At 46.4% G+C, this 26846-nt stretch carries 25 protein-coding genes; 12 read left to right on the top strand and 13 right to left on the bottom strand.

Annotation, left to right across the window (positions count from 1 at the left end; translation table 11 throughout):
• The first annotated feature begins 109 nt into the window (after window positions 1-109).
• The 4 genes from O9H85_RS12440 (at window position 110) to O9H85_RS12425 (ending at window position 3996) form a co-directional block, all read left to right on the top strand.
• Complete coding sequence (locus O9H85_RS12440) at window positions 110-514, top strand: RrF2 family transcriptional regulator (protein ID WP_269881708.1); 405 nt, start codon at window positions 110-112, stop codon at window positions 512-514.
• A 94-nt stretch (window positions 515-608) separates the two neighbouring features.
• Window positions 609-1718, top strand: coding sequence for an AbrB family transcriptional regulator (locus O9H85_RS12435; protein ID WP_269881707.1), 1110 nt, complete (start codon window positions 609-611; stop codon window positions 1716-1718).
• Window positions 1719-1740: 22 nt separating this feature from the next.
• Complete coding sequence (locus O9H85_RS12430) at window positions 1741-2310, top strand: isochorismatase family protein (protein WP_269881706.1); 570 nt, start codon at window positions 1741-1743, stop codon at window positions 2308-2310.
• 132 nt (window positions 2311-2442) lie between these two features.
• On the top strand, window positions 2443-3996 hold the full coding sequence (locus O9H85_RS12425) for a multicopper oxidase family protein (RefSeq protein WP_269881883.1): 1554 nt from the start codon (window positions 2443-2445) through the stop codon (window positions 3994-3996).
• A 242-nt stretch (window positions 3997-4238) separates the two neighbouring features.
• Here the strand turns inward: O9H85_RS12425 and O9H85_RS12420 are convergent, their stop codons facing one another.
• Window positions 4239-4538 carry a hypothetical protein gene (locus tag O9H85_RS12420; RefSeq protein ID WP_269881705.1) on the bottom strand — a complete coding sequence of 100 codons (300 nt, stop codon included), beginning with the start codon at window positions 4536-4538 and terminating at the stop codon, window positions 4239-4241.
• Window positions 4539-4802: 264 nt separating this feature from the next.
• Here O9H85_RS12420 and O9H85_RS12415 point away from each other — a divergent pair, with 264 nt between their 5' ends.
• Window positions 4803-5783, top strand: a complete 981-nt coding sequence (locus O9H85_RS12415) for an aldo/keto reductase (RefSeq protein ID WP_269881704.1) — start codon at window positions 4803-4805, stop codon at window positions 5781-5783.
• 74 nt (window positions 5784-5857) lie between these two features.
• On the opposite strand, the gene O9H85_RS12410 is transcribed toward O9H85_RS12415, so the two are convergent.
• The 6 genes from O9H85_RS12410 to O9H85_RS12385 form a co-directional block, all read right to left on the bottom strand.
• Window positions 5858-6685: a sugar phosphate isomerase/epimerase family protein gene (locus tag O9H85_RS12410; protein ID WP_269881702.1), complete on the bottom strand. Its 828-nt coding sequence runs from the start codon at window positions 6683-6685 to the stop codon at window positions 5858-5860.
• A gap of 34 nt (window positions 6686-6719) precedes the next feature.
• Complete coding sequence (locus O9H85_RS12405; protein ID WP_269881701.1) at window positions 6720-7505, bottom strand: sugar phosphate isomerase/epimerase family protein; 786 nt, start codon at window positions 7503-7505, stop codon at window positions 6720-6722.
• A gap of 24 nt (window positions 7506-7529) precedes the next feature.
• A complete protein-coding gene (locus O9H85_RS12400; protein WP_269881700.1) occupies window positions 7530-9140 on the bottom strand; it encodes an extracellular solute-binding protein in 1611 nt (536 codons plus the stop codon).
• Between the two features lie 33 nt (window positions 9141-9173).
• Window positions 9174-10049, bottom strand: coding sequence for a carbohydrate ABC transporter permease (locus O9H85_RS12395; RefSeq protein WP_269881699.1), 876 nt, complete (start codon window positions 10047-10049; stop codon window positions 9174-9176).
• Window positions 10050-10102: 53 nt separating this feature from the next.
• The gene (locus tag O9H85_RS12390) at window positions 10103-11044 is read right to left on the bottom strand and encodes an ABC transporter permease (protein WP_269881882.1); all 942 of its coding nucleotides are present in this window, start codon (window positions 11042-11044) and stop codon (window positions 10103-10105) included.
• Between the two features lie 312 nt (window positions 11045-11356).
• Entirely contained in the window at window positions 11357-13606 is a 2250-nt protein-coding gene (locus O9H85_RS12385) for a helix-turn-helix domain-containing protein (protein WP_269881698.1), read from the bottom strand.
• 783 nt (window positions 13607-14389) lie between these two features.
• Between O9H85_RS12385 and O9H85_RS12380 the strand changes: the two genes are divergently transcribed.
• Window positions 14390-15481 carry a polysaccharide deacetylase family protein gene (locus O9H85_RS12380; RefSeq protein ID WP_269881697.1) on the top strand — a complete coding sequence of 364 codons (1092 nt, stop codon included), beginning with the start codon at window positions 14390-14392 and terminating at the stop codon, window positions 15479-15481.
• Between the two features lie 68 nt (window positions 15482-15549).
• Here the strand turns inward: O9H85_RS12380 and O9H85_RS12375 are convergent, their stop codons facing one another.
• The 3 genes from O9H85_RS12375 to O9H85_RS12365 all read right to left on the bottom strand — a co-directional run bounded on the left by O9H85_RS12375 (window position 15550) and on the right by O9H85_RS12365 (window position 17763).
• Window positions 15550-16161, bottom strand: a complete 612-nt coding sequence (locus O9H85_RS12375; RefSeq protein ID WP_269881696.1) for an FMN-binding negative transcriptional regulator — start codon at window positions 16159-16161, stop codon at window positions 15550-15552.
• Between the two features lie 60 nt (window positions 16162-16221).
• Window positions 16222-16611 carry a tautomerase family protein gene (locus O9H85_RS12370; RefSeq protein ID WP_269881695.1) on the bottom strand — a complete coding sequence of 130 codons (390 nt, stop codon included), beginning with the start codon at window positions 16609-16611 and terminating at the stop codon, window positions 16222-16224.
• A 63-nt stretch (window positions 16612-16674) separates the two neighbouring features.
• Entirely contained in the window at window positions 16675-17763 is a 1089-nt protein-coding gene (locus tag O9H85_RS12365) for an NAD(P)H-dependent flavin oxidoreductase (RefSeq protein WP_269881694.1), read from the bottom strand.
• A gap of 131 nt (window positions 17764-17894) precedes the next feature.
• Here O9H85_RS12365 and O9H85_RS12360 point away from each other — a divergent pair, with 131 nt between their 5' ends.
• The gene (locus tag O9H85_RS12360; RefSeq protein WP_269881693.1) at window positions 17895-18794 is read left to right on the top strand and encodes a LysR family transcriptional regulator; all 900 of its coding nucleotides are present in this window, start codon (window positions 17895-17897) and stop codon (window positions 18792-18794) included.
• Between the two features lie 141 nt (window positions 18795-18935).
• Here O9H85_RS12360 and wrbA read toward each other — a convergent pair whose 3' ends face one another.
• Window positions 18936-19550 (bottom strand): NAD(P)H:quinone oxidoreductase, encoded by a 615-nt coding sequence (wrbA, locus tag O9H85_RS12355; RefSeq protein ID WP_269881692.1) that lies wholly within the window; start codon window positions 19548-19550, stop codon window positions 18936-18938.
• Window positions 19551-19885: 335 nt separating this feature from the next.
• A complete protein-coding gene (locus tag O9H85_RS12350; RefSeq protein ID WP_269881691.1) occupies window positions 19886-21025 on the bottom strand; it encodes an IS4 family transposase in 1140 nt (379 codons plus the stop codon).
• A 71-nt stretch (window positions 21026-21096) separates the two neighbouring features.
• Here O9H85_RS12350 and O9H85_RS12345 point away from each other — a divergent pair, with 71 nt between their 5' ends.
• On the top strand, window positions 21097-21732 hold the full coding sequence (locus O9H85_RS12345; RefSeq protein WP_269881690.1) for a DsbA family protein: 636 nt from the start codon (window positions 21097-21099) through the stop codon (window positions 21730-21732).
• A 3-nt stretch (window positions 21733-21735) separates the two neighbouring features.
• The gene (locus tag O9H85_RS12340) at window positions 21736-22182 is read left to right on the top strand and encodes a disulfide oxidoreductase (RefSeq protein WP_269881688.1); all 447 of its coding nucleotides are present in this window, start codon (window positions 21736-21738) and stop codon (window positions 22180-22182) included.
• Window positions 22183-22278: 96 nt separating this feature from the next.
• Here O9H85_RS12340 and O9H85_RS12335 read toward each other — a convergent pair whose 3' ends face one another.
• Window positions 22279-23265: a LacI family DNA-binding transcriptional regulator gene (locus tag O9H85_RS12335; protein WP_269881687.1), complete on the bottom strand. Its 987-nt coding sequence runs from the start codon at window positions 23263-23265 to the stop codon at window positions 22279-22281.
• 325 nt (window positions 23266-23590) lie between these two features.
• Here O9H85_RS12335 and O9H85_RS12330 point away from each other — a divergent pair, with 325 nt between their 5' ends.
• From O9H85_RS12330 to O9H85_RS12320, 3 genes are all read left to right on the top strand, one after another.
• Complete coding sequence (locus tag O9H85_RS12330; protein ID WP_269881686.1) at window positions 23591-24919, top strand: ABC transporter substrate-binding protein; 1329 nt, start codon at window positions 23591-23593, stop codon at window positions 24917-24919.
• A 109-nt stretch (window positions 24920-25028) separates the two neighbouring features.
• On the top strand, window positions 25029-25967 hold the full coding sequence (locus O9H85_RS12325) for a carbohydrate ABC transporter permease (RefSeq protein WP_409348135.1): 939 nt from the start codon (window positions 25029-25031) through the stop codon (window positions 25965-25967).
• 40 nt (window positions 25968-26007) lie between these two features.
• Entirely contained in the window at window positions 26008-26820 is an 813-nt protein-coding gene (locus O9H85_RS12320; RefSeq protein ID WP_409348139.1) for a carbohydrate ABC transporter permease, read from the top strand.
• The last annotated feature ends 26 nt before the right edge of the window (window positions 26821-26846 follow it).

Below are 26846 nucleotides of genomic sequence, written 5' to 3'. Positions count from 1 at the left end.
AAGGTCATTAGACTGGCAGCTGCCTATTTGGCTGCATGGGTTGTGTATAGGGATAATATGTGCTAAAATCAGCACAGTAAGCGATGCAGAAAGGCGTTTGTGATAACCAATGGCTCAATTGAAACGGTTTGGATTGGGGCTTCAAGCGCTGATCGTGCTTGCGACGAATGACGATCTGTGCACCAGCGCGGAAATTTCGGAGCAAATTCAATGCGAGCCTACGTCGCTTCGTAAAATATTGGCGCAGCTCGGCGATGCCGGTATTATCGAGGTGAGGCAGGGCCGCTCGGGCGGGTATGAGCTGACCCGTTCGCCCGAAGAAATTACATTATTCGAAGTTTATACGTCCCTGCACGAGGAGCAGCCGCAATGGGATCGGATGCTGGATACGACCGGCAATCATGGCTTTGGGCTCAAGGTGAACGAGTCGTTTCAGAAGATCATGACCGAAATCAATATGCAGGTTACGAAGGTTCTCGGGAATTACACCGTGGCTGACTTTATAGAACGATAAATTTTTTTCAGCTAAAATGTGCACATTATTGCTCATTTTATTCGTTGGAATCGGCTCAATACGGGCAAACTTTAGGGAAAGCGAGGGGAACAAAGTGAGTAACCACAAGCCAATAAGAATCGGTGCCGTAGCGCTGACGCTTGTCATAGCGATCGTCGGCGGGCTTCTGTTCAAGCTGATTCATATACCGGTACCATGGCTGCTTGGCCCTATGATCGCAACGCTGATCGGCAACAACCTGGTCGAAGACCGCTTCGTATGGCCGTCCCAGTTTCGCAATACGGCCTTGATCATCGTCGGTTATACGATAGGGCTTTCGCTGTCCGCGGCGGCGCTGAAGGAAATGACGCATCAGCTGCCTTACATGCTGCTAATGGCGGTGCTGCTGCTGGCGTATTGCGCCGGCATTGCCTATGTCGTTTCGAAGTTTTCAGGGATGGGGTACAAAACGGCGCTGATGGGCAGTATACCGGGCGGGTTGACGCAGGTGATCATTCTTGCGGAGGAGACGGAAGGCATTAACATCACGGCGGTCACGTTCACGCAGGTCACGCGCCTGATGATGATCATTATCTGCGTGCCGCTGATCGTATTCAGTCCCATTCTGGGACAGCTGAAGGATCCGGCGGCAGCCGGAGCCGCCGGGGCAGCCGTAGATACAGCGGGCTGGAGCGGGTTGTTCCCTAACCTGCCGATCTTCGCCATCGCGAGTATCGCATGCGCTGTCGTCGGCAACCGGATTAAGCTGCCGACCGCCTATATGCTGGGGCCGGCCATAGGGACGGCGCTGCTGCAGCTGACGGGACTTCACGGACCGGCGCTGCCTGGCGTCATTACCGACATCGCTCAGCTGATGATCGGCACTTATGTCGGTTTGATGCTGCGGCCGGGGCAACTGCCTAACAAGGTCCGTACCCTGTCTCTTGCGATTGGAAGCAGCCTGCTGCTTATCGCGGGCGCACTTGGCATGGCCCTGCTGCTGTCCGTCCTGCAGCCGGTTTCCGAGGCGACGGGACTGCTCAGCCTCGCGCCGGGCGGCATGGATCAAATGGGCATTATCGCCCATGAGATTCATGCGGACCTGTCGATCGTGGCCGGGTACCAATTGTTCCGCATGTTCTTTATTTTGTTTGTCGTGCCGCCGCTGCTGCGGACGGTCCTTCGCATCCGGCCGGGCAACAAGAAGCGGCACGGTGTCGCCTAATCCACTATACTTGGAGGTTATCATGGAAGCATTGAATTTGGATTTCAGCAAAGCCGCTCTTGTCATTATCGATTTGCAAAAAGGTATCGTCGGCATGTCGCCGAAAGGGCCAGAGATCGTTGGGCAGACGGTGAAGCTGGTCGAGCAATTCCGCAAGCGGAACGGGTTTATTTCGTTCGTGAAGGTCGACTTCCTGGACGGTAAGGATGCGCTCAAGCCGGCTACGGATCAAGAACCGCGGTCAGGCGGTTACGCCGAAGACTGGTCGGAGTTTGCGCCGGAGCTTGGTGTCGGCGCACGCGATCATATCGTAACCAAACGGCAGTGGGGTGCCTTTTTCGGAACCGATCTCGATCTGCAGCTCCGCCGCAGGGGGATCGATACGATTGTTCTGTGCGGCATTTCGACGAACATCGGGGTGGAGACGACGGCAAGGGAAGCATTCCAGCTCGGTTATAATCAAATCTTCATTACGGACGCCATGACGGCGATGAGTCAGGAAGAACATGACGCGACGTGCAAGTATATTTTCCCGCGCATCGGGAAACTGAGAACGACGGAGTCGTTTTTGAACGGCACCGCGGGCAACTAAGCTTGGTACGAAGAGGGCAGCTTATCGGAGCAGATGAGCTGCTCTTTTTCGCCGATTCAATTAACATATAAACAAGGTTACGATCATAAACTTACTCGTCTGAAGCTAATAACAGGGAGGATTTCCATCCTTATGCCTGAAAAGATAAAGCTGCGAAAATTCGTAGATGAACTGCCTATTCCATACACGTTATCTCCCAAGAAGCGGAGTTATAATAGCTCATATTACGAAGTAACCATGAAGGAATTTTCCCAGAAGCTGCACAGGGACCTCGGACCAACCCGTTTATGGGGTTATGAAGGAACCTTTCCGGGTCCTACGTTCGATGTGATGAAGCATGAAACCGTGTTTGTTAAATGGATGAATAATCTTCCCAATAAACACTTTCTGCCGGTTGATACAACGATTCACGGATCCGAAATAACGCTTCCGGAGGGTAGAACCGTTGTACATTTACACGGCGGGAGAACGCCCGCCCATAGTGACGGTTACCCCGAAGCATGGTTTACGAGAAATTTTGAACAAACCGGACCTTTGTTTGAACGGGAGATTTATGCGTATCCAAATATGGAACGGGCCACCATGTTATGGTACCACGACCATACGGTAGGTATTACAAGATTAAACGTCTACGCGGGTCTTGCGGGATGTTATTTTATCCGTGACAACCATGAACAATCCCTTAATCTTCCGAATGGAACATATGAAATCCCTCTTGTCATTGTAGACCGCTCATTCAATCCGGACGGGTCGCTTTATTACCCCAGCAAGCCGGATCAGAACGTTGCCGGCCTTCCTCATCCTTCCCTTGTCTCCCCTTTTGATGCGGATACGATTCTGGTAAACGGTAAAGTTTTTCCATATCTGGACGTTGAACCAAGAAAGTACCGATTTCGAATGTTAAACGCATCCAATAGTCGAATCCTTACATTAAAAATGGATTCCAATCAGCCTTTTTATCAAATCGGCACGGATGGCGGCTTTCTTGAAACAACGGTAAAACTAAATGAATTTATACTGATGAGTGCCGAGCGCGTAGATTTGATCATTGACTTTTCCCAATATTATGGTCAAACCATGATTCTCAAAAATATCACCAAGAGCGCATCCCCCGAAACAACGGACGTCATGCAATTCAGAGTAACCGTTCCGTTAAAAGGAACGGATACCAGCTCCCTGCCTTATTATTTGGGACCCATCGTACGACTTCAAAGTAGTATGGCAAAGAGAACAAGATATTTAACCCTTGTCAGAATCAAGGATCAATATGGCCGGTCCTTGAATTTATTGGACGGAAAAATGTGGATGGACCGAATATCCGAAAGAATGGAAGTCGATACGGTTGAAATTTGGCGAATCATCAATATCATCGACGATGATCCGCACCCCATCCATCTTCATTTGGTTGATTTTCAAATTCTTGACCGCCAGCCTTTCGATGTTTCCCATTTTCAAAAAACCGGAAAACTTATATTCACGGGACCTCCCGTTCCTCCCCATCCCTATGAGAGGGGATTTAAAGATACGGTTGGAACCCCCTTCGGTTACGTTACATCCATTATAGCCCGATTCGGACCTTTCACCGGGCGTTATGTGTGGCATTGTCACATGTTGGAGCATGAAGATTACGAAATGATGCGTCCAATGGAGGTTTTTAAAGCGCCTGGCGAGATGTATAGTGGATAATAAAAAATCCCCGCCAGCTGTTGGAGAAACGGGTTGCTGGTTATAACAAATGGGATCTTCATCGTGTTTAAACAATCCACAATCCTCTTTTTTTTGATGCTTTTCGCATTCATCGAGACGCGCACGGAACCCGACCGGATGGATCGGTGTTCGTGCACGTCTTTTTTCATAAGGCTTTTACTTGAAAGGGTCCCAGCCTCCGAGCACGTTCTTGATGGTATACTCCTGCGCTTCCGTCTCAGTCAGCGCCTTGCGGTTCCCTTGACATAAATGATTTTCGGCGCGTCATTATCGCTCGAATTGGCTCCGTTCCTAGCCCCGAGCGCTTCCAGCAGCTCTTGACGGTTCGTCACGGTGAACATATGCTTCGCATCCGCGAAAGCGCCGCCCGCCGTCGAGGCCCATCCTCCGTCCGCAGCCGGGACCGCTTGCCCGCTTGCCGAATCCGAGGCCGCTTGAGCCGACGCCGGATAGAACGGGATACAGGTCGCCAGGACGAAAGAGCATAACAGCAGGTTAAACCGGCATTTCTTTGACTTCATAAGAATGTCTGCCTCCTCAAGCCTTATGTAAGATGAACTGACATACTATACGATACTCCCAAAGCCAGGAACAAGCTATCGACTGAATTTAACTTACCGGTGTGCAAGTGCCGTGAAGGACTATTTGAATGAAGTAACCTTCAGGTAAGTAAATTTCTCGACGCTAACTATCTAAACAAAAACTGCGTACTTTTATATTGGACAAACCAGCGATATGATGTAGAAGTAAAAGGATTGCCATTCGTTAGAAGGAGGTATTTTTTCATGAAGTATACTTATCTGGGTAAATCGGGATTGAAGGTCAGCAGGCTGTGCCTGGGCACGATGAATTTCGGTGTGGATACGGATGAAAAAGAAGCCTATCGGATCATGGATGCGGCACTGGATGCCGGAGTCAACTTTTTTGATACGGCGAATGTGTACGGGGGCGTAGGCTCTCGCGGCAAGACGGAGGAAATTATCGGACGATGGTTCGCTCAAGGCGGAGGACGACGGGAGAAGGTCATACTCGCGACCAAGGTTTATGGAGATATGGAAAATCCGCATGACGGGCCCAACGCCGAGCGAGGTTTGTCCGCTTATAAGATTCGCCGCCATTTGGAAGCATCGCTGGAGCGGCTGCAAACGGATCATATCGAATTGTATCAAATGCATCACGTCGACCGCAATGTATCGTGGGATGAATTGTGGGAGGCGTTTCAAACGTACGTGTACCAAGGTAAAATCGGCTACGTCGGAGCCAGCAATTTCGCCGGACGCGATTTGGTGAAAGCGCAATACGAAGCGAAGGCCCGCCATTTCCTTGGATTGGTATCGGAGCAGCACAAATACAGCTTATTATGCAGATTGCCGGAGCTGGAAGTGCTGCCTGCAGCTGAGGAGCACGGCATCGGCGTGATTGCTTGGAGTCCGCTAGACGGAGGCCTTCTCGGCGGCAATGCGCTAAATCCGGCCCAAGGCTCCAGAAGCTCGCGCAGCCAAGCGCGGGTGGAGCAACACCAAGGCCAGCTGGAAGCCTTCGGCAAGCTGTGCAAGGAGCTCGGTGAGCAGGAAGCGAATGTCGCATTGGCCTGGACACTGGTTCATCCGGCCATGACCGCCCCGATTATCGGTCCCCGTACCCTGGAACAGTTTCAGAATACGCTGCGCGTAGTGGACATTCAGCTAGACGACCAAGTGTTAGCCCGGTTGGACGAGATTTTCCCGGGACCGGGAGGAGCCGCTCCGAAGGCTTATGCGTGGTAATTGGGAGAAAAAAAAGAACCGTCAGTGCGGCAAATCGCACTGACGGTTTTTACATCTCTTGAACGCCCAGCCCTTTACTTCCATTCGATGTCAGCTTCCGTCAATAGCTTTTTTAAGGCTTGCGCGGCTGCTTTGAATAAGTCCGGTCCGCTGAAGCCTTGAATAGCTCCGACTGCGGACAAGTGCGGCTCCAGCGACAGGAAGCCTTCATACTTCGGCTCCTTCCACATCCCCGTCAGCTCGCGCAATTGCCCGTCTCCCTCTTCGGCCGGTACAACCTTCCTCGTTTCGGACAATGCATCCTTAATATGATAGTAAGCAATGTAAGGTTCGACGAGAGGAAAAGCCTCCTCCATAGGACGTACGCCGCATTGGACAAAGTTGGCCGGATCGAATGCAGCGCGTAAATGCGGAGAATCACACGCTTGCAGGATATCGAGACAGCGCTCGCCGGTATCCCCGTAGATATCCTTCTCGTTTTCATGCAGCAGCACGACACCCTCTTGTTCCGCCAGGCTTACCAGCTGCTTCATCCGGCTTAAAACTTCTTCACGGTAAACGGCAGGATTTTCTCCTTCAGGCATGAAGAAAGAGAAGATCCGTATGAACGGCGCATCAAAATAATGAGCCAAAGCGATCGCTCTTTTGAAATCTTCCAGATGAGGCTCAAATGCATCCGTAATTTTAATTTTCCCTATCGGGGAACCGATCGATGAAATATTAAAGCCCCGGGAGTCTAAACGTTCTTTCACTTGCGCTATTTCCTCATCCGTCAATTTTAAAACATTTTTCCCCCATACCCCGCGGAACTCGATATGAGAAATGCCTTCGGAAGCCAGCACATCCATTTGAACTTCCAAATCAGGTGAAATTTCGTCAGCGAAAGCCGTTAAAGTAATCATTCGCTTCACTCCTATTCATATTGTTATTCAGAAATTACCGGAACAAAAATCGCATCATCATCCGGACCGTATAGTCGATTCCTTGATTGCCCAGCTCTCCGACCCAAGTCTTGGAATGAGGCTCGATGCTGAGTCCTCCCTTGTATTGAACCGAATACAATACGGCCATGAACGAGCCCCAATCCGTTTGGTCCAGACCCGCCGGAGGATCGTCCAAACGCGTGCCGTCCACAATCAGCGAGCCTTTAATATGTACATGCTCAAATCGTTTTCCCCAATCTCTCATTTCTTTTAAGTAATCCCTTCCCGCATAGCGCGAATGCGAGGGATCATATTTGATGCCCAATTCCTTCAAATAACCATGGATAACCGTCCAAGCCATGGCGTTATCGACAAAATTATTCCATGAACAGTTGTATACGGCTATTTTGACACCTCTGGACTGTCCGGCTTCCATCAGCTTGGAGAAATAAGCAATGGCAAGCTGGCAATTCTCGTGATAAGACAGTTCCTCAACTTTATTACAGCCGCATACATACACCTTGCACCCCAGCTCGCTTGCAGCCTGAATCAACCGGATCTCCCTGTCCAATTCCTCTTCGATAATCCCGTCTTTCCCGATCCGGTCGGAGCCCCATCTTCCGACAGAGCCCACCCCGACGTTATAACGGGTTATCCAATTTCTGATCTCGCCGGTACGGTTTAAAAACTCATCCGCATTTTTGTTCACATTGACGCAGAACTCTACAAAATCCAATTGATGGTCGGCCGCCTGCTTGAAGCTTTCTTCCGTCCACTCCCCGATGATCCCCAGATTCATACAATGCACCTCTTTACGATTAAATTATGGAGTAACAATGGAGTCGTACCACTCCTTGGTATGAACAATATTCTGCTTGTTGCTTGCGTAATACTTTTGCATCCATTCGTCCACTTTATCCCCGCCGGATTTCTTCCACAAATCTTGCGCGTCCTTGAGCGCTTGTTCCGTAGTATACGCGCTTCCGCTTACGATGGACTTGTTCCAAATATCCTGAACGGCCTTCGTGGCATTGGTCTGGATGGTCAGCAAATCCGGTGGCAGAGCAGGCAGGCTGCTGTTGTCGATGGCATAGGGCATCGGACGCTCCGGCGTTACGTACTCCTTCTTGGCGGTTTTGTAGAGCTCAAGAAAATCTTTTTGTACCGGGTCGCTCGTATCCAAAGATCCTTCTACGGTCCCGCACTTTCCTTCCGCGAACTTGGAATGAAGAACCAAATAGCCTTGAGTATAGGCGACTTCCTTGGTATATTTGGCCTTATCTATAGGCTGAGGACAGCCGTTAGTCCCTTTTTTCCAATGAACGCCTTCCAAACCGTACTTCAACGTCGTGGAGTTCGCCGGATTCAAAATCCAATCCAAATATTTCATGACCGCATCCGGATTTTTCGCGTTTCGGTTGATCACGGCATTCACGGCAAACGGGGAGTTGATCTCCGGGCTGAAATGACCGTATTGCGTGGCCGGCATCGGCAGGATAGCCACTTCGCCGTCCGGGTTGTTTTTCTTGAAATCTTGATAGGAGGATAGCTGGAAGGTAAAATTCCAAATGCCCAGTTTTCCTCTCATCCAATCCTGCTCCGCTTTCTTCCCGTTTTTGTCGGTCAAATAATCTTTATCGGTTACGCCAGCGTCGAATAGCTTCTTCTTGAAATCCGCCGCCGCCTTCGCCCGCTGCCAATCATGCGTCAGTTGGCCGTTGTCCATGATCCAATTCACATTCTGGAACATGTAATTGATAATGCCGTCAAACGTGCTGAGCGCGAGCCCGTAGGTATCCTTCTTGCCGTTTCCGTCCGGATCCTGCTCGGCGAACGCTTTTGCGACATTCAGCAATTCGTCGGGTGTTGTCGGCATGTTGAGATGAAGCTTCTTCAACCAATCCGCTCGGATATAGATGCCCGTATTCACATCGGCCCCATTCACCTTGCCGATTTTATAAATTTTTCCGTCATCCTGCTTTCCCATTTTTGCGAGCGTCGGATACTTTTGCAGTATACCTGCGTAATAAGGGCTGTCCTTTTGAATGAGATCGTCGAGCGGCAGTATTTGCTTTTGAACGTACAGGCTGTTCAGAAAGGCTTTGTCGTATTCCATGATCAAATCGGGCGCATCTCCGGAAGCAAACAAGGCGTTCAGCTTCGGTACGGATTCCCATCTGGGAATCGAAATAAATTTGACGCGCACGGGAGCGTTCTGATTAATCCAATCGACCCACCGGTTTTTCTCCATCGTTCCTTCTTCCTTCGGCACATTGCCGAAATCGAAGGCCATGACCGTAATCTCAGGCTTGCTGGCTTCGCCGTTTTTGCCGCCGGCCGCTTTCGGATCGGTTTTCGAGCAGGCGCTCAAAACCAAAGCACCCGCCATCCCTATAGTCGCTGCCTTAAATAAAGGATTTCTCCATCGTTTCATCTTCTTCCGCCTCCACCAGGATCTAATTCGCGACTAACCTTTTATCGAGCCGATCATGCTGCCTTTCACAAAATATTTTTGCAAAAACGGATATACGCACAGCATCGGTACGATCATAACGACAATCGCGGCCGACTTGATCGATTCCGGCGTAATTCGCTGCACTTGGTCCGCATCAAGCTCTCCGACTTCCTGCAGGATCGTTTGGCTTTTGATCATATTTTGCACGAGAACGGATAAATTGAACTTGCTGCTGTCATTAATATAAATCAACACGCTGGAGAACATATTCCAAAATCCGACGGCGTAAAAAAGCGTCAGCGTCGCCAGCACCGGAAAAGAAAGCGGCAGCAAAATTTGCAGTAAAATTCTTGTCTCCGAGCATCCGTCGATCCGGGAAGCCTCGATCAGCTCCTCGGGGATGTTTTCAAAGAAGGTCCGGAGCAGCAGCATATTGTAAGCGCTGACCAAACCTGGAAGCCACAAGGCTCCATACGTATTGACAAGCCCCAGTGACTTGACCAAGAGATAAGTGGGAATCAATCCGCCTCCGAACAGCATCGTAAAAACGATGGCGAGCGTAAAAAAACGGCGGCCGTAAAAATAGCTGCGAGATAGCGGATAGGCGGCCAGAATCGTAAAGGTCATGCACAGCAAGACACCGACGACCGTAATTACGACATTGTTCCGGAATGCCTCCACGATATTCGTGCCGCCAAGCAATTTTTGATAGGAGTCCCATTCCCAACCGATCGGATAAAAGGAAACCAATCCGGCCGATATCGAACCCGAATCGCTAAGAGACAAGGCGACAATATGAAGCAGCGGGAGCAGGCAGCTCAAGCCGGCCAGCGTCATCAAGATGTAGTTCACAAAATAAAATACTTTCTCCCCAATGGTGGCCTTCATTTCGCATCCCTTCCTTGCAGCCTATTTTGCATTATTCCGAAACGGTACAGGCATTACCACAAACCCTGCTTAAACTTGCGTGCGATTTGGTTCGAGGCGATAACAAGGATTAGCCCTACCAGCGATTCAAACAGTCCCATGGCGGACGTTATGCTGAACTGGCCCCCCTGTAGTCCAGCCTGATAAATAAACGTACTGATGACTTCAGATACATTGGAAACGACACTGTTCTGAAGCAGATAAATTTGATCGAAGCTCACTTCCATGACGCTGCCCATCGAAAGAATAAGCAGGAGCACGATCGTCGGCCGAATACTCGGAAGCGTGATATGCCAGATCTGTCTCCATTTGTTTGCTCCGTCCATACCTGCCGATTCGTACAAGCTCGGATCGATGGAGGTAATGGCCGCGAGATACACAATCGTGGAGAAACCGACTTCCTTCCATATGCCTGACCCAAGGAATATCACAATCCATGATAACTCCTTATACAAGAACGGGTATGCCGTTCCTCCCCATTTAACGATCAAATGATTGATGACGCCGTTCTCCTGGGAAAAAATCGTAATCACGATGCCCGATACGATGATCCAGTTAAAGAAATGAGGCAGGTAAACCAAGGTCTGAACGGTTTTCTTAAACCAGGCTTTGCGCACCTCATTGAGCAAAATAGCAAGCAGGATCGGAAATGGAAAACCGGCTGCTATTTTTAATGCGCTTAACAGAAGCGTATTCCGAATCGTATTGACCATCTGGGGGTTGCTGAACAGCAGCCGGAAATTGTCCAATCCTACCCATGGACTGCCCAGAATGCCGTCGGAAAAATTGTATTGCTTAAAGGCGATCACCGAACCCAGCATCGGAACATATTTAAAGACAATAAAATAAACGGCCACAGGAAAGAACATCAGCATCAGGGGAATATTTTTGCGAAAGCGGATTCTTCGTTTGAAATTCCGCTCCTGCTCCGCGCCCAAGGCTTTCACGGGTATCATTGTACTCATCGTTCACTTCAACCTCCTTTCTCAATTTGCATCTGTTTTTGTTATCTGGACGCCCCTTACTTTAGTCCATCACCGGCACGAAGGTCAATAAACACGATTCCGCCAATACTCATGAGCGTTTGAAGCCAGGATAAACGGCTACGCCGTCCTTGCCTTACAAGGACCAGCGCGTTTACCAAGGTTGATGCGAAGCTTACGAAAACTTATAAATTTTTATCAACCAAAAAATAACCGACGAAACCAGCCGTTTTATCGCCGGTCTCATCGGTTTATCGTCATGCACTATTTTCCGGTCATGCACAATTAGGATTGCTGGGAGCGAAATTCCTTGCGATAATCGCCCGGTGTCATCCCCACCAGCTTTTTAAACACCCGGATAAATGAAAACGAATGCGTATACCCGGCTTTCGCCGCAATCTCTTGTACGGGCAGCTCGGTCTCCGCCAGCCAGATCTTTGCATGATCCACGCGAACTTTGACCAAATAATCGACGAATTTCTCGCCGAACGCCTCTTTAAACAGCTGACTCACATATTTGGAGCTGATTTGGAAAGCGTCTCCAAGCTGCGTAAGGGACAATTCCGGATCGGAGAAATGCTGCTCCACGTAAGCTTTCACATGCAGAATCAGTTCTTTGTTGCTTCGCAGGTTCCTCTGTCCCTCAATCTTGTCCAACGCTTCGGAGAAGATCCGGCGGCAGCCCGACTTCAAATCTTCAAGCGTATCGAACTTGTTCAGAAGCTCGCCCATCTGAGGTAAAGCGTCTTTCGTCCAAACATCCTGGATCTCGCTCGAGAATCCCGATATTTCCCGGAAAATATGGTACATCATATAATTGATTAAGCTGACGATATCGTCTCTTGATAAAAATTCCGAGCTTAGATCATCGAAAAGCTTGTTCATATTCATGACCCATTTGTCTTCGCCCATGCGGAACGATTGGGCCAAGGATCGAATGATCTGCACATGCTTTGTAGTCACGCTGTTCGGGGACTTCTCCCAAACCTGTTGGAATTCAATCACCCTGTTGCCTCCGAGCGATGATTTATACTTTAGCGCTTCCAAGGCTTCGTCGAAGGATGCTTTGATTTCGGCGATTTCGGGCGCGCTATTGCCGATACCGACCGACACCGTGAAATCCAGATTTAGCTCCACCCATTTCCGTATGCTTTCGCACAATTCGGCAGCCTTCGTATCATTCCTTGACGGCCATTGGTATAACGCGGCAAGCTGATGGCCGGATATCCACTCCGTCCACACGACCGAGTGATGCTGATCTGCGATTTCTTTAATGACACTGCTAAGCACGAACTTGAGCAGATGCTGGTCCCTTCGCGGATAACGCTCGAGAAACACCGCGTATTTATCCATCTCGATAACGGCCATGCTCCACCCTTCCGCATATTCCGGCAAACCGAAGGCCTTCATTTCGGTTTCCCATACCTCCCTGCTGATGGTACCGGCATCGAGCAGCAGCTCATGGAAAAAATATTGTCTGCGATACTGCAGATTCTCCTCCGATTGCTTCTGAACCTCATTCGACTGCTCGATCAGCTTGTCCAAGGCCGAATCGATAAAATGAAATTCATCGCTCCCTTTCTCTCCCGACAACTCAAAGCTTTTGTTCTTGGAATAATGATGAATGCGGCCCAATATCCGCTCCAAAGGTTTATAATTTCGCCTTGTCACGAAGACGATCCAAGCGGCTCCGGAGCAAACGGCTACAAGGATGAGGGTAATCCAAATATAGGAAAAGATCGAAAAGACGCTGTAGACGAAATTGCTTCCGATACCGCTGCGATACTCCCATCCCGTGTAATCCGATTGAATGCCTGGCAATCTCCGGTCTTGTGAGGAAGAAGTTTTGTTCACCGCAGCCCGTGGATCCGTGCCGAAAAGTAAATTGCCATCTTTGTCTACAACACTCATCTGATCGATATTCGATTTATAAATGTCATCAAACGATTTGACGATCAGGTCGGTCCCTACGTTCACCACAAGAAAGCCGTCGCTGCCGGACAGTAAAGGAACCTTCCGGACAAGCGTGACGACGGAGCTTGGTTTCTGGTCGAAAAATTCATGGTAGTCCCGCAGGGTCCAGTTCTGAGGAAGGCCGGGATTCGAAATCAGCCTCTTAATGAACTCACGATCGCCGAATTCCTCCAGCGGCATCAAAGCATTCCTGCTGAGGACCGTATGGTCGGACAGTCGAACCATATAAATCGAGTTGATCATCGGATTCGTATCGATCAGGCTTTGAATTTTCTCGGAAGCTTGGTTATTCACGACATAGCGATTCAGATCGGGAGTCGGGTAAAAAAACAGCTTGATGCTTTTATCGGTCAAAATCCCTTTGATGATCGTGGAATCAATATCTTTCAATGACTGCTCGATGGTTTGCTGCACATAGGATAAAAATAAGCGATTCGCTGATTTGGCTTCCTTTTGCGAAAAATCCTTAACAGCAAAAAACGAGATCAAGATAATGGCGGATACGATGGCGAGAAAGATGGGCAAATAAGATAATAGCAGCCTGTAGAACCAATTTTTCAATTGAAGTCGCCTCAATCTGTTAGGGTTGTTCGGAATATTACACAGTATAGCATAAGGATCGCAAGGCGGTCGTTCCATTTTTAAAAATCCGCAGCACAAAAAAAAGAAAGCATGTAAGAATCCTAGATTCCCACGCTTTCACCCATTCTAATATTGTGATCCTATTTATCCCATTCAAATGAAAAACGGAAAAAAGAAGAATGGCGTCAACGATATCGCGAGCAAATCAAATAGAACAAGTGTTGTTATAAACGGGGTTGTAAAAGCGCTTGTTCCTACGGGCTTTGCATTTGAACGTAGATATAATTTATTATTACTGAACTTAAACAGAGTACCTTCAACAACTTTTCCCTCGCGAGTCATAATGAATACATGCTTGCCAACGAGCGACTGTACCTGTTTTGAAGTAACGGACATTCATCTCACCCCCTTTAATTTTAGAGAAATATAGTGTGCAGCTAGTAGTCTGCATAATATATTATGCTCGTTTTAATAGATTCGATTGGACAAATAGTTACTAGACTGCTCCATATTTTTCTGACAATTATTGCAGGATTAACGACACTTTAACAAATCAGCCCTCTAAAAGCAGGTCTTCCTATCGAACCCCTGTATACGGAAGAAGCCATGACTAATATTCGCTGAATGGCTTATCATTCGTAATTTTTAGAAGGAAGGTGGAGCCTAACGGGAATCAAAATGGTCCGATGAATCTGTGACGTCCCAACATTGATACGTTCATTTTAGATGGTTCGCACTAAACTAAACAGGAGTGATGTTGGCATGAAAAAGTGGATCCCCTTATCCGCGATTACGGTATGCTTCTTTTGGCTTACAGGAATAAATTCTGTCCCGGCAAATGCTTCGCCCCAATGTGCAGCGATGGCTGATATGTCCGCAAAATATCCTGACTATGCCAAACAGGGCGGCAAGCCTGATCAACGTCAGGTAGCCTTGACGTTCGACGACGGACCTGATACGGTGTATACTCCCAAAATTTTGGACGAGCTTAAGGAAAATCATGCTAAAGCCACCTTTTTTCTTATAGGCAGCCGTGCCGAAGCTCATCCGGATATTGTGAAACGTATCGTAAATGAAGGAAGCGATGTAGCCAATCACACTTACGATCACCGCAGACTGACGGATATCCCTTTTGACCAGTTCCAAAAGGAAGTGCTGGATACGGGAAAAATACTAAAACAAATTACAGGACATAAGCCCCAATTTTTTCGTCCTCCTTACACATGCATTGCAGAAGAGCAAGTGAAATGGTTAGTGGATCAAAAAATATATACGATCTTCTGGAATGTCGATACGCAGGACTGGATGGAGCAGCCTGCAGATCAAGTAGAGGCTCATGTATTTAATCAAATCAGACCGGGTGCAATTATTGTCATGCACTCTACCGTAGGGAATACCGCCGAGGCGCTCCCTCGCATTATAAAAAGATTGCGGGATCAAGGGTTTGAGCCGGTATCCGTTTCTCAATTATTGGGCGTTTCCGCTTATGCCGATGAAAATCAAAGCGGTCCTAATTCAAATGAAAGCGCAAACGCAAACACCTCGTCCAAGGTCATAAGCGAGCGGGTAGCGGACAATGTCTACGGCAAGCCGCAGCCTCCCAAATCCGCTATAGAGCTGGATTCGACCGATTATAGTCTCGTTGTCAAAGAAAACATGGATACTTCCGTGTTTAACTCCGTGTATGGCAGTAAAAGGAACGACGTTACAAAATACAGTACATTTTCAACGGCAGACCCGACTATCGTTACGGTAGACCCAACGGGGACAATGACTGGATTGAAGCGCGGAGAAACGGTGCTGACAGCTACATACAAAGACATGAAGACAACAGCTAAAATAACCGTTTATTAAAGGCAAAAAAATCATCCCCAGCCGGAAAGCTGGGGATTTCATACTTTGTACTCGATAGCATAAACGCGTTATTTTTTTAGGTTTGATTTCATAAGCGCGGAAATCTTTTTTTCGTCTGCATTCGAAATTTGTTCCAGCTGAGCAATGATAAGTTCTTGTCGGTGTTCTGAGTGGTTTTGACTTAACTTTGCTTTGCCCTCTATTTTGTTGATTTTAATTTTGAATCCTTGAATACCTTTGTTCATCCCGGCAAGAAAGTCAGCGTCTACATCTTGCAATCTATATGAACTATTAGGAGCTTCATACTTTAGTACCATTTCATGCAATGAATCCATTAATTCTTGTTCATCCTTTATTAGTTCGACTTCGCCGTATACATGAACAGTCACATAATTCCATGTTGGAACTGCAGTATTCGTCTCATACCATGAGGGTGAAATATAGCAATGAGGACCATGAAAAACAGCTAATACGATTTGATTATTAATATCCTTCCACTGAGGATTCGGGCGAGCAAAATGCCCATATAAGTATTTGTTCTCCTTATCCAAAATTAATGGCAGATGAGTGGCAAAGGGGATGCCATTGTGTTGAGAAAACAAAGTCGCAAAACTATATTCTTTTATAATGTTGTAAGCAATTTCAACATCTTCAATTTGAAAGTGCGGAGGAATATACATGGGTATCACCTCTTGATGTTAAACTGTCGTCTTCGTTTACTTAAGAAAATCACTCCAAACTTACAACTTACCGGTTAAAAATTGTGCCTCACCCTGTCCAAAGCTCCAGTCAGCATCATTATTTTCAACAATAGATACCATTAAATCAGTCGGTGCGATACCACATTCAGCTTCTAGTCTTTCGGCCAATAAGGCGTAGAGTTTTTGTTTCTTCTCTTTTGGCCGGGCTTTACTTACAATGGAAAGAACAACAAGATTATTGGTACGGTTAAATCCTAAACCGGTATCCTCTATAATCATTTCATCCGCTGGATGCACGTGAACAATTTGGTAACGATCGCGTTGAGGAACGTCGAAAGCCTCTACTACAGTTTCATGTACGACATCTAAAAGTTTTTTCAGACTTGCCTTATCTCGTCCTTCTATGAGGTCTAAACGGAGTAACGGCATAAATTTTTCTCCTTCTTTTAGCTTCTCTATAACATATTAGATCCGTTACGTAATTTCCCCTAATTAGTTGTCGATCATTCCAAGATTAGCAATCCTTTTGACAAGAATATTTGCTTGATTCATGGTCTGTTTGACAATTGCAGCGGCAGAGTGATCGTTGGCTAACCTAAGACCTTGGCCCGCCCAGAGTGACATGTACTCGGGGTTATTCACTTTTGCAGCTGCCTGGCGAATGTCTCGCGTCATTGCGTTTTGAATGGGGTAGGGAGGAATTGTTCCGGGATACCGATGCATGTCATTCATAAATTTTGTTCGAATGCCTCGTGCGGCTTTGCCCGAGTATGCGCGTGTAATTTCAGTGTCATCCTCATTTGCTGAAAGGATCTTCTGTTTGTACGTTGCATGGGCGCCGCTTTCGGGGCAAGCCAGAAACGCAGTGCCCATCTGTACGGCGGCGGCTCCTAATGTGAGACTTGCTACAAGCCCCCGTCCATCCATGATGCCCCCCGAGGCGATGACCGGAATCGACACATGATCCGCAATCTGCGGAACAAGGGCCATGGTGCCTATCAGACTGTCAGAACCGTTCTTCAAGAATGTGCCGCGGTGTCCTCCCGCCTCGCTTCCCTGAGCCACAATAGCGTCTACGCCAGCCGCTTCCAATTGTTTGGCTTCTTCAACTGTTGTTGCAGTGCCTATCACGAATGTTCCACACTGCTTCATAGCTTGGAGCACATCTTGTGGCGGTATGCCAAAGGTGAAACTAAATACTGGGATTTTCTCTTCCAATAATACTTGCACCTGCTCCTCAAATGACTCCGAAACCTTCAGGATCGATGGATTTTGTGCAATGCCAAGTTCGACGCGGTATTTATTAAGGTAATCTGTCATTTGGCCGATCGTTTTTTCCGATTCTATTGTTTGCTCAGGTACAAACAAGTTGACCCCAAACGGCCGATCCGTTAATTGTCTGACCTTTTGGATCGCGCTACGGAGTTGTTCCGGCGCTAAGTATCCGGTACCCAGGCTGCCCAGGCCCCCGGCGTTTGAAACTGCCGCTACTAAGTCGGGAGTCGTAGGGCCGCCTGCCATCGGCGCTTGGAAGATCGGGTATCGAATTTTGAGAGTACGTGTTAATTCTGTCTCAAACATTTTTGAAAACCTCCTGTTATCTAACAACCTTAGTTTTCTAAATCCATTGTAACTCCACTAAGATATTGTGTAAAATGAATCTATATGATGTTTTACATTAAAAAAATCAATATATAAATGGAGGAATGGCGATGGACATCCGAGATATGCAGATTTTTTTGGCAGTCGCAAACGAAGGCAGCATTACCAGGGCAGCCGAAAAACTGGAATACGTTCAATCGAGTATAAGCATCCGTATCCAGCAACTTGAAAGTGATCTGAACACGGTGCTGTTTCATCGTGCGCGGCAAGGGGTTCGACTCACAGCATCCGGAGAGGTGCTTAAGTCCTATGCGGAGAAAATTCTCTTTCTTACACAAGAAGCAGAACGAGCCGTTGCAGATAACTCGATTCCACGCGGGCCGCTTCGGATCGGATCTCTTGAAACCACGGCAGCGATTCGGCTGCCATTTATTCTCTCCGATTACCATAACTCCTATCCAGAGGTCGATTTGTCATTGAAAACAGGATCGACGGATGAACTCATCAATTTAGTGTTGAAGTACGAATTGGACGGAGCTTTCGTAGCCGCACCGGTTGAGCATGCAGACCTAGATGTTACAGAAGTTGGGGTTGAGGAACTTGTGCTCGTATCTGGAGGACAATTCCCCTCAATTGAGCGATTTGAGGAATTCCGGAATCTGACTTTGCTGGTGTTTCGTGTTGGCTGCTCTTACCGTCGAAAACTTGAGGATTGGTTAAGCTTGAAAGGAATCATTCCTGCCAAGATCATGGAATTCGGAACATTGGAGGGAATCCTTGGATGTATTCACGCCGGCTTTGGGGTCTCTCTTTTGCCTCGTTCGGTGGTTGAGAGAGCTAATGTTCAATATAACTTGCGGTTCCAGAAAATCTCGGATAAGTTCTACAAAACACCGACTCTATTCATTCGTCGCAAAGATGCCTATACAACTGTTGCTATGTCCGAGTTCATCCGGATTGCAAAACATAGGTTCAACCTTATGGAACCCGCTTTTATTCAAACAGAATAAACCTTCGCTACATCATTATGCCTATCCATTATGATTTTGTGGAGTGAGTCTATAATGACGAGCCTGCCTTTTATCGTTCTTCATGAAAGATTGTAAGAAAAAGGAGCAGCTGTCAGCCGCTCCTTTGATCGTACCGTTATTTTAATGTTGTTGCCCGTTTTTTACCCATTTCGCTACCGTCACTGTACGTTTAGCTTGATGGATTACAGCCTCGCGAACATCTTCAATCATCTTTCCATTTTGATCGACAGAGACACTTGTCCCATAGGGGTTGCCGCCGGCTTTAAAAAGGACCGGGTCTGTGTAACCAGGTGCAGCTATTATAGCCCCCCAATGGTACATAGTTGTATAAAGCGCTAGAATTGTTTGTTCTTGACCCCCATGCGGATTTTGCGCAGAGGTCATGGCGCTTACAACCTTATTTACAAGCTTACCTTGGAACCAAAGTCCGCCGGTTCGATCTAAAAACTGCTTCATCTGCGCGGCAACGTTACCAAAACGGGTAGGCGTGCTGAAAATAATTGCATCCGCCCACTCCAAATCACCTTCGGACACTTCAGAAACAGTCTTTGCCTCATCATAATGAGATTTCCATGCAGGATTTGCGTGAATTGCAGCTTCAGGGGCGTGCTCGGGTACCTTCAGAATTCTTACCTCCGCGCCTGCTTGTCTCCCGCCGTCAGCTGCCCATTGAGCAAGTTGATAATTTGCTCCTGTTGAGCTGTAATAAATTACAGAGAGGTTTACATTAGACATTTTATTCCTCCAGTTACTTTGGTTGAAGTGACTGAATTATTATTTCCATTAACGTATGTTCATTATTCCATTTCAATAATATTGAACAAGCATGTTTTCAATTACACAAAGTTGGGTTTCTTCAAAGAAATGAAAATATGTATCCCTCAACAATGAATTTTCATATTTTTTCATAACAATCCACTAGTGTTGCATAAAAGTTGATCAGTCAAATTGTCAAAAAATTCTGAAAGAGTTTATTTACTCGGATGTCCAAAAGGTCGAGCGGCCATTAAAGGTAGCTCTGTCCATTTGGTAAAAATATACATTAGCGGTTTTTGCGATACAATAGAATGCTATCTCTTTCTTCGCCCGGCAGAGGTTCGACTTGGTCTTTGCTTCATTCGATTCAGCCACATCTCAAACGGCTTCCATAGCAATACTTTTAACCAACGATATAACTGTAATAAGGGATGTGATGTTTCTGCTTCCTGTTTGAGCAGAACCAGTAAGCAGAAGGCGATCAGTGCGATCCATATCTGGTTCATCACTGCGCGTTCGCTTGTGCCGTAGAACGATTTAATACGGATATGCTGTTTCATCCATTTGAAAAACGTCTCGATCGCCCAGCGTTTGCGGTACATCTCGCCGATTTCATCGGCATCCAGATCAAAGCGGTTGGTTACAATGGCCAGTAAATTCCCTTCCGAATCGACCGTATGAATCAACCTCAAGACATTCTCCATCCGCTTTTGTGGAGTGCCGATGTACACCATTTCATCGGATAAAACCTTACTGTTCGAAGGAAGCTTAAACGAATGGATCGGGCGGATGATCGCATTTTTCTTCAGCCGAGTGACGAAGAAAATACCCTGATCACAATAACGGTCGAACGTGGAATAATCAACGTAACCACGGTCAAACACATAAGTGACTCCTGTCTCATCGATGAGTGAATCCATCTGTGTGCGGTCGTTTTTCCGGGCTGGCGTCATGACTGCTTTCTCTGGAATCACGTCATCTTGATCCACATACACCAGGCGTAGGTGAACCTTAATGCCGGCTTTTGTTTTACGAAAGACAGCCCACTTATACTTTTGCAAGCAAAGTCCAATGGTTGTCGAATCAATGATCTTGAAATCGCTGCGGATTCTAGAGGGGTTCACCTGTTTTTGAATTCGGACGACCAGTTCAGTAAAGACCTGCTCAAGGAGGGCAGAATCGACTTGATTATGCTTGCGGCTTAACTGAGCCGCGGAGATCGTGTTCAGATCCAGTTCCTGCTGAAACTCTTCGCATAGAACATCGTCTGCAATTTCCCGCAGCCCGTCACGTTGTTGAAGCTGAGCATGTAGGAATAATTTGAGATAAGCCAGCGTAGTAAGCTTTTTAACGTATTTATCCTGCCCGGTCGCTGCGATGCGATCTTTGAACGTTTTCGAACAAATCGGTGCTAACCATTTACCAAATGAAGAAAATAGGGTATCCTTGTCCATGTGCTTAATCCTTTTCAGTGAATTATGGACAGGAACTACCTGCCATTTCATTGTAAAGGATTTTTTTATGCTTGGACTCAGAAAAGACAGAAGATTATGAAGATTCAGAGAAGATTAATGCAACGATAGTGATAGTAAATATAAAATCAAATCCTGTCCAGTTTGCTTACGACAAATTACCGGTCCTTGGAGACCCTAAGGCTCCTGTTAAAATCGTTGAATTTGGTGATTACAAATGTCCTTCCTGTCAATATTTCAGCCAGCAAATTGAACCGCAACTAAAGAAAGAGTATATAGATACAGGCATAGCCTCTCTATATTTTATGGATTTTACCATTATTGGTCCCGATTCTTATACGGCAGCGCTAGCGGCGCATTCCATTTATCATCAGAGTAATGAATCCTATTGGAAATATTATGATGCTATTTATAAAAATCAAGGTGATGAAAAGGTGCAGTGGGCTACTCCGGAATTCTTGACCGACCTGGCCCGAAAGCAAAATATAGCGGTGGATTATGATAAGATGCTAAAAGAAATCCAATCGAGGGCGTATGCTTCGGAAGTGGACGAAAATAACAATATGGCTAAAAAAGCAGGCGTATCAGGAACACCGACACTTTTTATAAACGGCAAAAAATTCGAGAACGCGTTTGATTATAATGCATTAAAGACAGCTATTGAAAATGCCCGGAAAGGTGATAAGTAAATCATGCTCGGCGGGAAAATAAAAACCGTTTGCAAAGAATATGGCCTTTATTTAGCTTGGATTGTATCACTGCTTGCTGTTGGAGGAAGCTTGTTTTTTAGTGAGGTCATGGGCTATATTCCATGTAAGCTATGCTGGTTTCAGAGAATTTTTATGTATCCTTTAGTCATTTTACTCGGCATGGCATGTTACAAAAATGATCGGAGTTTAATATCCTATATACTGCCTTTAAGTATCTTAGGCGGTATGATATCTCTTTATCATTATTCAGAACAAAAAATCCCCGGTTTAGCCAAAATATTGCCGTGTACAGCAGGGGTACCCTGTAATACGGACTACATCAATTGGCTGGGTTTCATTACAATCCCTTTGTTGGCACTCATTGCATTTACTTTGATCTCCTTGATATTATGGGTCGGACGACTTCAGAAAGATAATATAGATTCCTAAAAGCCAACGGAAGCACCGTCTATTAGAGTCAGCAACTCTTTAATAGGCAGTGCTTTTTTTGTCGGGCTGGAGGAAATGACCATCCGCAGAATTGATTTATAACGACTCCCCTTGAATGATTTTGTATTCAACCAAAGGCGTAGAAGAAGGAGTTTGCGTTTCCAACTGACGTACAAGGGCATCCACGGCCCGAAAGCCCATTTCTTCGACATTGTAATGCACTGTCGTTAGCTTGGGAGAGATATACTTTAATACGTCGATATTATCAAATCCCATGAGTCCGACATCTTCAGGTATGCGATAGTTTCTATCCTTCAAGAAATTCATCGTTTCCAAGGCGTATAAGTCGCATGAACATAAAATAGCCGTTTTGGATGCTTTTAAATCGATGCGGCTCAATGCCCTCAAATAATCTTTTTCGGTAATCACAACGGGCTCTTCGGTATATCCGCACTGCTGCATACCGGCCAGTAAGCCTTCAAACCGTTCAAGCTGTGTGTAGATATTCGATTGATGGCGGTAAGCGAGAGGAGGGCAAATATAAACCACTCGCTCGTAACCTTTCCCGGCTACATAGGTTACGGCGTCTTTCATCGCACTTCGGTCGTCGATTCCGACAAAACTCCACTTATCTGAGAGCTTATTGCAGATTGTGACGATCGGAATGTTGAGATTTGTCAAATAACTCTCGAATGCTTCGCCTTGATTAATCGGAAACAGGATTATGCCGTCTACTTTTCGGCTGATCAGATTTTCAATAGCTTCCTTTTCGGAATGTATGCATTTATCTGTCAAGAGCAAATTGACCAAGTAATCCTTGCTTCGTGATTCCGTTTCTACTGCGTTGGTTAATTGTGAAAATGAACGATTATATAAATCAAACAAGACCAAGCCAATCGTCTTTGTCGTGCCTTTGGCAAGACTTCTTGCGCGAAAATCCGGGTAATAGTTAAGCTCCGCGGCAATTTTTAAAATTTTTTCTTTCGTCTTATCGCTGATTCCAGGCCGGTTGTTCAAGGCTCTGTCCACTGTACCGTGAGATACACCGCAAATATCGGCTATTTCCTTTATAGTCACACTCATGCTGATTCCCCCTGCCTTTATCGTGTGGGCACACGGTAGTCCTATTTTTTAGTATATGGATCAACGCTACATTTGTCAAATTATGGTGAAGGTGATTATCGGAAAAGATGGAATTGACAACCAATAACTATAGTGCTATATTCTTCGTGTACGTACACGTTACTAACGTTAACGGACACGAAATGAACGTTTGCGCACACGATTATGACTTTTCAATTTCTCGGAAAAGCAATCCATATTCTCGTCACCCATTTGAAAGCGCTTAATATTTTACGGCTTTGATCCCAAGGGATAAGCATAATAATTTAATCGTGGGGGAATGGACATGCGCAAAATGGTTTCAATGACGTTGTCGTCGGCAATGCTTTTCACTCTGCTTCTAGCCGGATGCTCCAACAGCTCGCCGTCGGACCCTGGTGCCGATACGGCAAAGCCGGGAGACAGCGGCACCAAAACCGGTGACGGCACGAAGCTCACGTTGTGGACCTTTAACGCTTTGCATCAGAAGTTCTACGAAAGCATGGCACAGACATGGAATGAAGGGCATCCGAATGAAAAAATTCAGTTGGAAGCAGCGAATTTCCCTTACGATGATATGCATAATAAATTGCTGGTAGCGCTTCAATCGGGAACGGGGGCACCGGATCTTACGGACATCGAAATAAGCAAATTTGCAAACTACTTAAAAGGAACCCCGGGATTAGTTCCGTTAAACCCGATTGTGGAGCCGGAACTGAACAACATTGTGAAAGCGCGTGTGGACATCTACTCGAAAGCGGGCAAATACTATGGCATTGATTTCCATGTCGGTGCCCAGGTGATTTACTATAACAAAGAGCTTCTCGATAAAGCCGGAGTCAACGCGGATGCCATCAAAACCTGGGACGATTATTACCAAGCGGGCAAAAAAGTGGTAGCCGCTACAGGTAAGCCGATGGGGACGGTGGAAACGACGGATCAATGGAGCTTCTGGCCGTTGATTTCTCAACAAGGCTCCGATTACTTGGATAAAGACGGGAAAGTGGTCCTCGATAATGATACAAATATCAAAACACTAACGTTCCTGCAGAAAATGGTGAAGGATAAAGTCGTTGCTCTCGCACCGGGCGGCGGGCATCATAAAGAAGAATATTACGGATTCATGAATAATGGCGGTGCTGCTTCCGTATTTATGCCGATGTGGTACATGGGACGCTTTACGGATTACATGCCTGACTTGAAAGGGAAAATTATCATTAGACCGATGCCGGCCTGGAAGGACGGCGGCTTCCGGTCCGCAGGTATGGGGGGTACCGGCACCGCGGTTACCGTACAATCCAAGCATCAAGACCTGGCTATGAAATTCCTGGCATACTGCAAGCTTTCCAAAGAAGGAAACATCCAAATATGGAAACAGCTTGGCTTCGATCCGATCCGCAAAGAGGTTTGGAACGATCCTGCAGTAAATGAAGACAACAAGTTTACCCAATATTTCGGAAAAGACATTTTTAAGACATTAATCACGGTAAAAGACGAAATCAATCCGGTCAATATCGGCGATTTGACTCCGGCAGCCGCTGATGCCGTTAAAACAACCGTTATGTTCAAAGTCTTGAATGATGGCGAGGATCCTGCGAAGGTGCTCAAGTCAGCGGCAGATCAAATACGGAAGTAATCTTCTTATAAAGATCAGGGCGTAGGATTCGGATCCGATGACAATCACTAGCCTTAAGAAACATGGCTTAGTGATTGTCGTCATTCAGGACGAAGAAAGGAGAATAATTTTGGAAATCCAAACGACTGCACTGAAACAATCGGCGAGGCAGCGCAGCGGCCTATGGAACCGTTTTGTATATTCCCAAAAGATCGCTCCTTACGCATTTGTTCTCCCTTTTGTTATTTCGTTTTTATTATTCTTTGCATATCCGGTATTTAACACCATCATGATGAGCTTTCAAGATGTAGTTCCTGGAGAAACGAAGTTCATCGGATTGGATAATTACCGGAAATTGTTTAACCCTACTTTTTTCAAAGCAATCCAAAACAGCGCCGTATATACTTTCTGGACCTTGCTCGTGCTGATTCCGTTACCTCTCGTCTTGGCGGTATGGTTGAACTCGAAAATAATGAGATGGAAGAACTTTTTCCGATCGACCCTGTTTATTCCCGCATTGACGTCAGTAGTGGTGGCTGGCACCATATTCCGGCTCATCTTCGGAGAGCTTCCCGGCTCCTTGTTGAATCAAATTGTTGGTTTGGTGGGATTTTCACCCCATCGCTGGTTATTTGAAGCTTCTACCGGCATGTTAGCCTTAGTTATGCTCGCTGTATGGAGATGGACCGGCATTAATATTTTATATTTTTTGTCGGGCTTGCAGAACATTCCTAATGAGTTGTATGAATCCGCAGAAATCGATGGCGCCAGCACATTCCAAAGGTTTTGGAATATTACACTCCCGTTGCTAAAGCCGGTAACGATCTATGTTTTGACGATCAGTATATACGGAGGCTTCGCCATGTTTACGGAAAGCTACATGTTATGGAGCGGAAACAAATCCCCGAATAATATCGGTTTAACAATGGTGGGATATATTTACCAGCAAGGCTTGGAACAAAACAAATTGGGTATGGGCTCCGCAATTGGCATTACCCTGCTTGGATTGACCATGATTTTGAACTTGATTCAGTTGAAATTTTTCGGTTTGTTCAGGAAGGAGGACTAAGCCCGTGAAAGAAGAACGCTCAACATGGAGAGTCTCTACAATCCTGCTCATCCTTCTATTTATCGCGCTTGCGGTGCTTGCCATTTTTCCGCTGTTTGCTTTAACCTTAGCTTCTTTAAAACCATCGAAAGAACTGCTTCGCTTTGGATTGAATTTGAAAATTCAACCGGACGTCATGAGCTTGAAAAACTACTTATTCCTGTTTTCCGCATCTGCCAAAAAGTATTTTATATGGTATAAAAACAGTTTACTTATCACGGGTTTATATACGGTCCTGTGTTTACTTTTCTCCTCAATGGTCGGTTTTGGCCTCGGGATGTACAATTTCAAAGGGAAAAATATCGTTTTCACCATGGTACTGGTTGTGATGATGGTTCCCGTCGAAATCATTATTCTGCCACTGTACAAATTAACCATTGCCATGAAAACGATCAATACGATCGCGGGCGTTATTCTTCCGTTTGTTGTGGCACCGCTGCCCGTGTTTTTCTTCAGGCAGTATGTAACGGGTTTGCCGAAAGATTTCATGGATGCGGCTCGAATTGACGGGTGTTCGGAATATGGAGCTTATTTTCGAATCATGCTGCCCTTAATGAAACCGGCTTTCGGCGCAATGGCGATTCTGCAAGCCATGGCGAGCTGGAACAATTTCCTGTGGCCATTAATCGTATTAAGGACAGACGACAAATTGACGCTGCCCATTGGGTTAGCCTCTCTATTGACGCCCTATGGAAACAATTATGATATTTTGATCGCCGGATCGGTATTGGCGATTTTGCCCATCTTTGTATTGTTTATCTTTTTCCAACGATACTTTATTTCCGGCCTTACAGTTGGGGGAGTCAAGGGGTAAACCCGCAGATTTTTCAGATGATTTGA

Origin of the sequence: Paenibacillus gyeongsangnamensis, from assembly GCF_027533625.1 — a bacterium.
Lineage (GTDB): Bacteria > Bacillota > Bacilli > Paenibacillales > NBRC-103111 > Paenibacillus_G > Paenibacillus_G gyeongsangnamensis.
The sequence above is the reverse complement of the archived record's forward strand: the minus strand, read 5'-3'. Positions and strand labels throughout refer to the sequence as shown.

Bases quoted from the DNA above. Each gene is read 5' to 3' on its own strand.
- wrbA (WP_269881692.1), bottom strand. From the start codon at position 19,550: ATGTCTAATGTAAACCTCTCTGTAATTTATTACAGCTCAACAGGAGCA.
- O9H85_RS12335 (WP_269881687.1), bottom strand. From the start codon at position 23,265: ATGAGTGTGACTATAAAGGAAATAGCCGATATTTGCGGTGTATCTCAC.
- O9H85_RS12420 (WP_269881705.1), bottom strand. From the start codon at position 4,538: ATGAAGTCAAAGAAATGCCGGTTTAACCTGCTGTTATGCTCTTTCGTC.
- O9H85_RS12410 (WP_269881702.1), bottom strand. From the start codon at position 6,685: ATGATTACTTTAACGGCTTTCGCTGACGAAATTTCACCTGATTTGGAA.
- O9H85_RS12440 (WP_269881708.1), top strand. From the start codon at position 110: ATGGCTCAATTGAAACGGTTTGGATTGGGGCTTCAAGCGCTGATCGTG.
- O9H85_RS12425 (WP_269881883.1), top strand. From the start codon at position 2,443: ATGCCTGAAAAGATAAAGCTGCGAAAATTCGTAGATGAACTGCCTATT.
- O9H85_RS12415 (WP_269881704.1), top strand. From the start codon at position 4,803: ATGAAGTATACTTATCTGGGTAAATCGGGATTGAAGGTCAGCAGGCTG.
- O9H85_RS12360 (WP_269881693.1), top strand. From the start codon at position 17,895: ATGGACATCCGAGATATGCAGATTTTTTTGGCAGTCGCAAACGAAGGC.
- O9H85_RS12365 (WP_269881694.1), bottom strand. From the start codon at position 17,763: ATGTTTGAGACAGAATTAACACGTACTCTCAAAATTCGATACCCGATC.
- O9H85_RS12405 (WP_269881701.1), bottom strand. From the start codon at position 7,505: ATGAATCTGGGGATCATCGGGGAGTGGACGGAAGAAAGCTTCAAGCAG.
- O9H85_RS12395 (WP_269881699.1), bottom strand. From the start codon at position 10,049: ATGAAGGCCACCATTGGGGAGAAAGTATTTTATTTTGTGAACTACATC.
- O9H85_RS12375 (WP_269881696.1), bottom strand. From the start codon at position 16,161: ATGTATATTCCTCCGCACTTTCAAATTGAAGATGTTGAAATTGCTTAC.
- O9H85_RS12400 (WP_269881700.1), bottom strand. From the start codon at position 9,140: ATGAAACGATGGAGAAATCCTTTATTTAAGGCAGCGACTATAGGGATG.
- O9H85_RS12370 (WP_269881695.1), bottom strand. From the start codon at position 16,611: ATGCCGTTACTCCGTTTAGACCTCATAGAAGGACGAGATAAGGCAAGT.
- O9H85_RS12350 (WP_269881691.1), bottom strand. From the start codon at position 21,025: ATGGACAAGGATACCCTATTTTCTTCATTTGGTAAATGGTTAGCACCG.
- O9H85_RS12330 (WP_269881686.1), top strand. From the start codon at position 23,591: ATGCGCAAAATGGTTTCAATGACGTTGTCGTCGGCAATGCTTTTCACT.
- O9H85_RS12390 (WP_269881882.1), bottom strand. From the start codon at position 11,044: ATGATACCCGTGAAAGCCTTGGGCGCGGAGCAGGAGCGGAATTTCAAA.
- O9H85_RS12340 (WP_269881688.1), top strand. From the start codon at position 21,736: ATGCTCGGCGGGAAAATAAAAACCGTTTGCAAAGAATATGGCCTTTAT.
- O9H85_RS12430 (WP_269881706.1), top strand. From the start codon at position 1,741: ATGGAAGCATTGAATTTGGATTTCAGCAAAGCCGCTCTTGTCATTATC.
- O9H85_RS12380 (WP_269881697.1), top strand. From the start codon at position 14,390: ATGAAAAAGTGGATCCCCTTATCCGCGATTACGGTATGCTTCTTTTGG.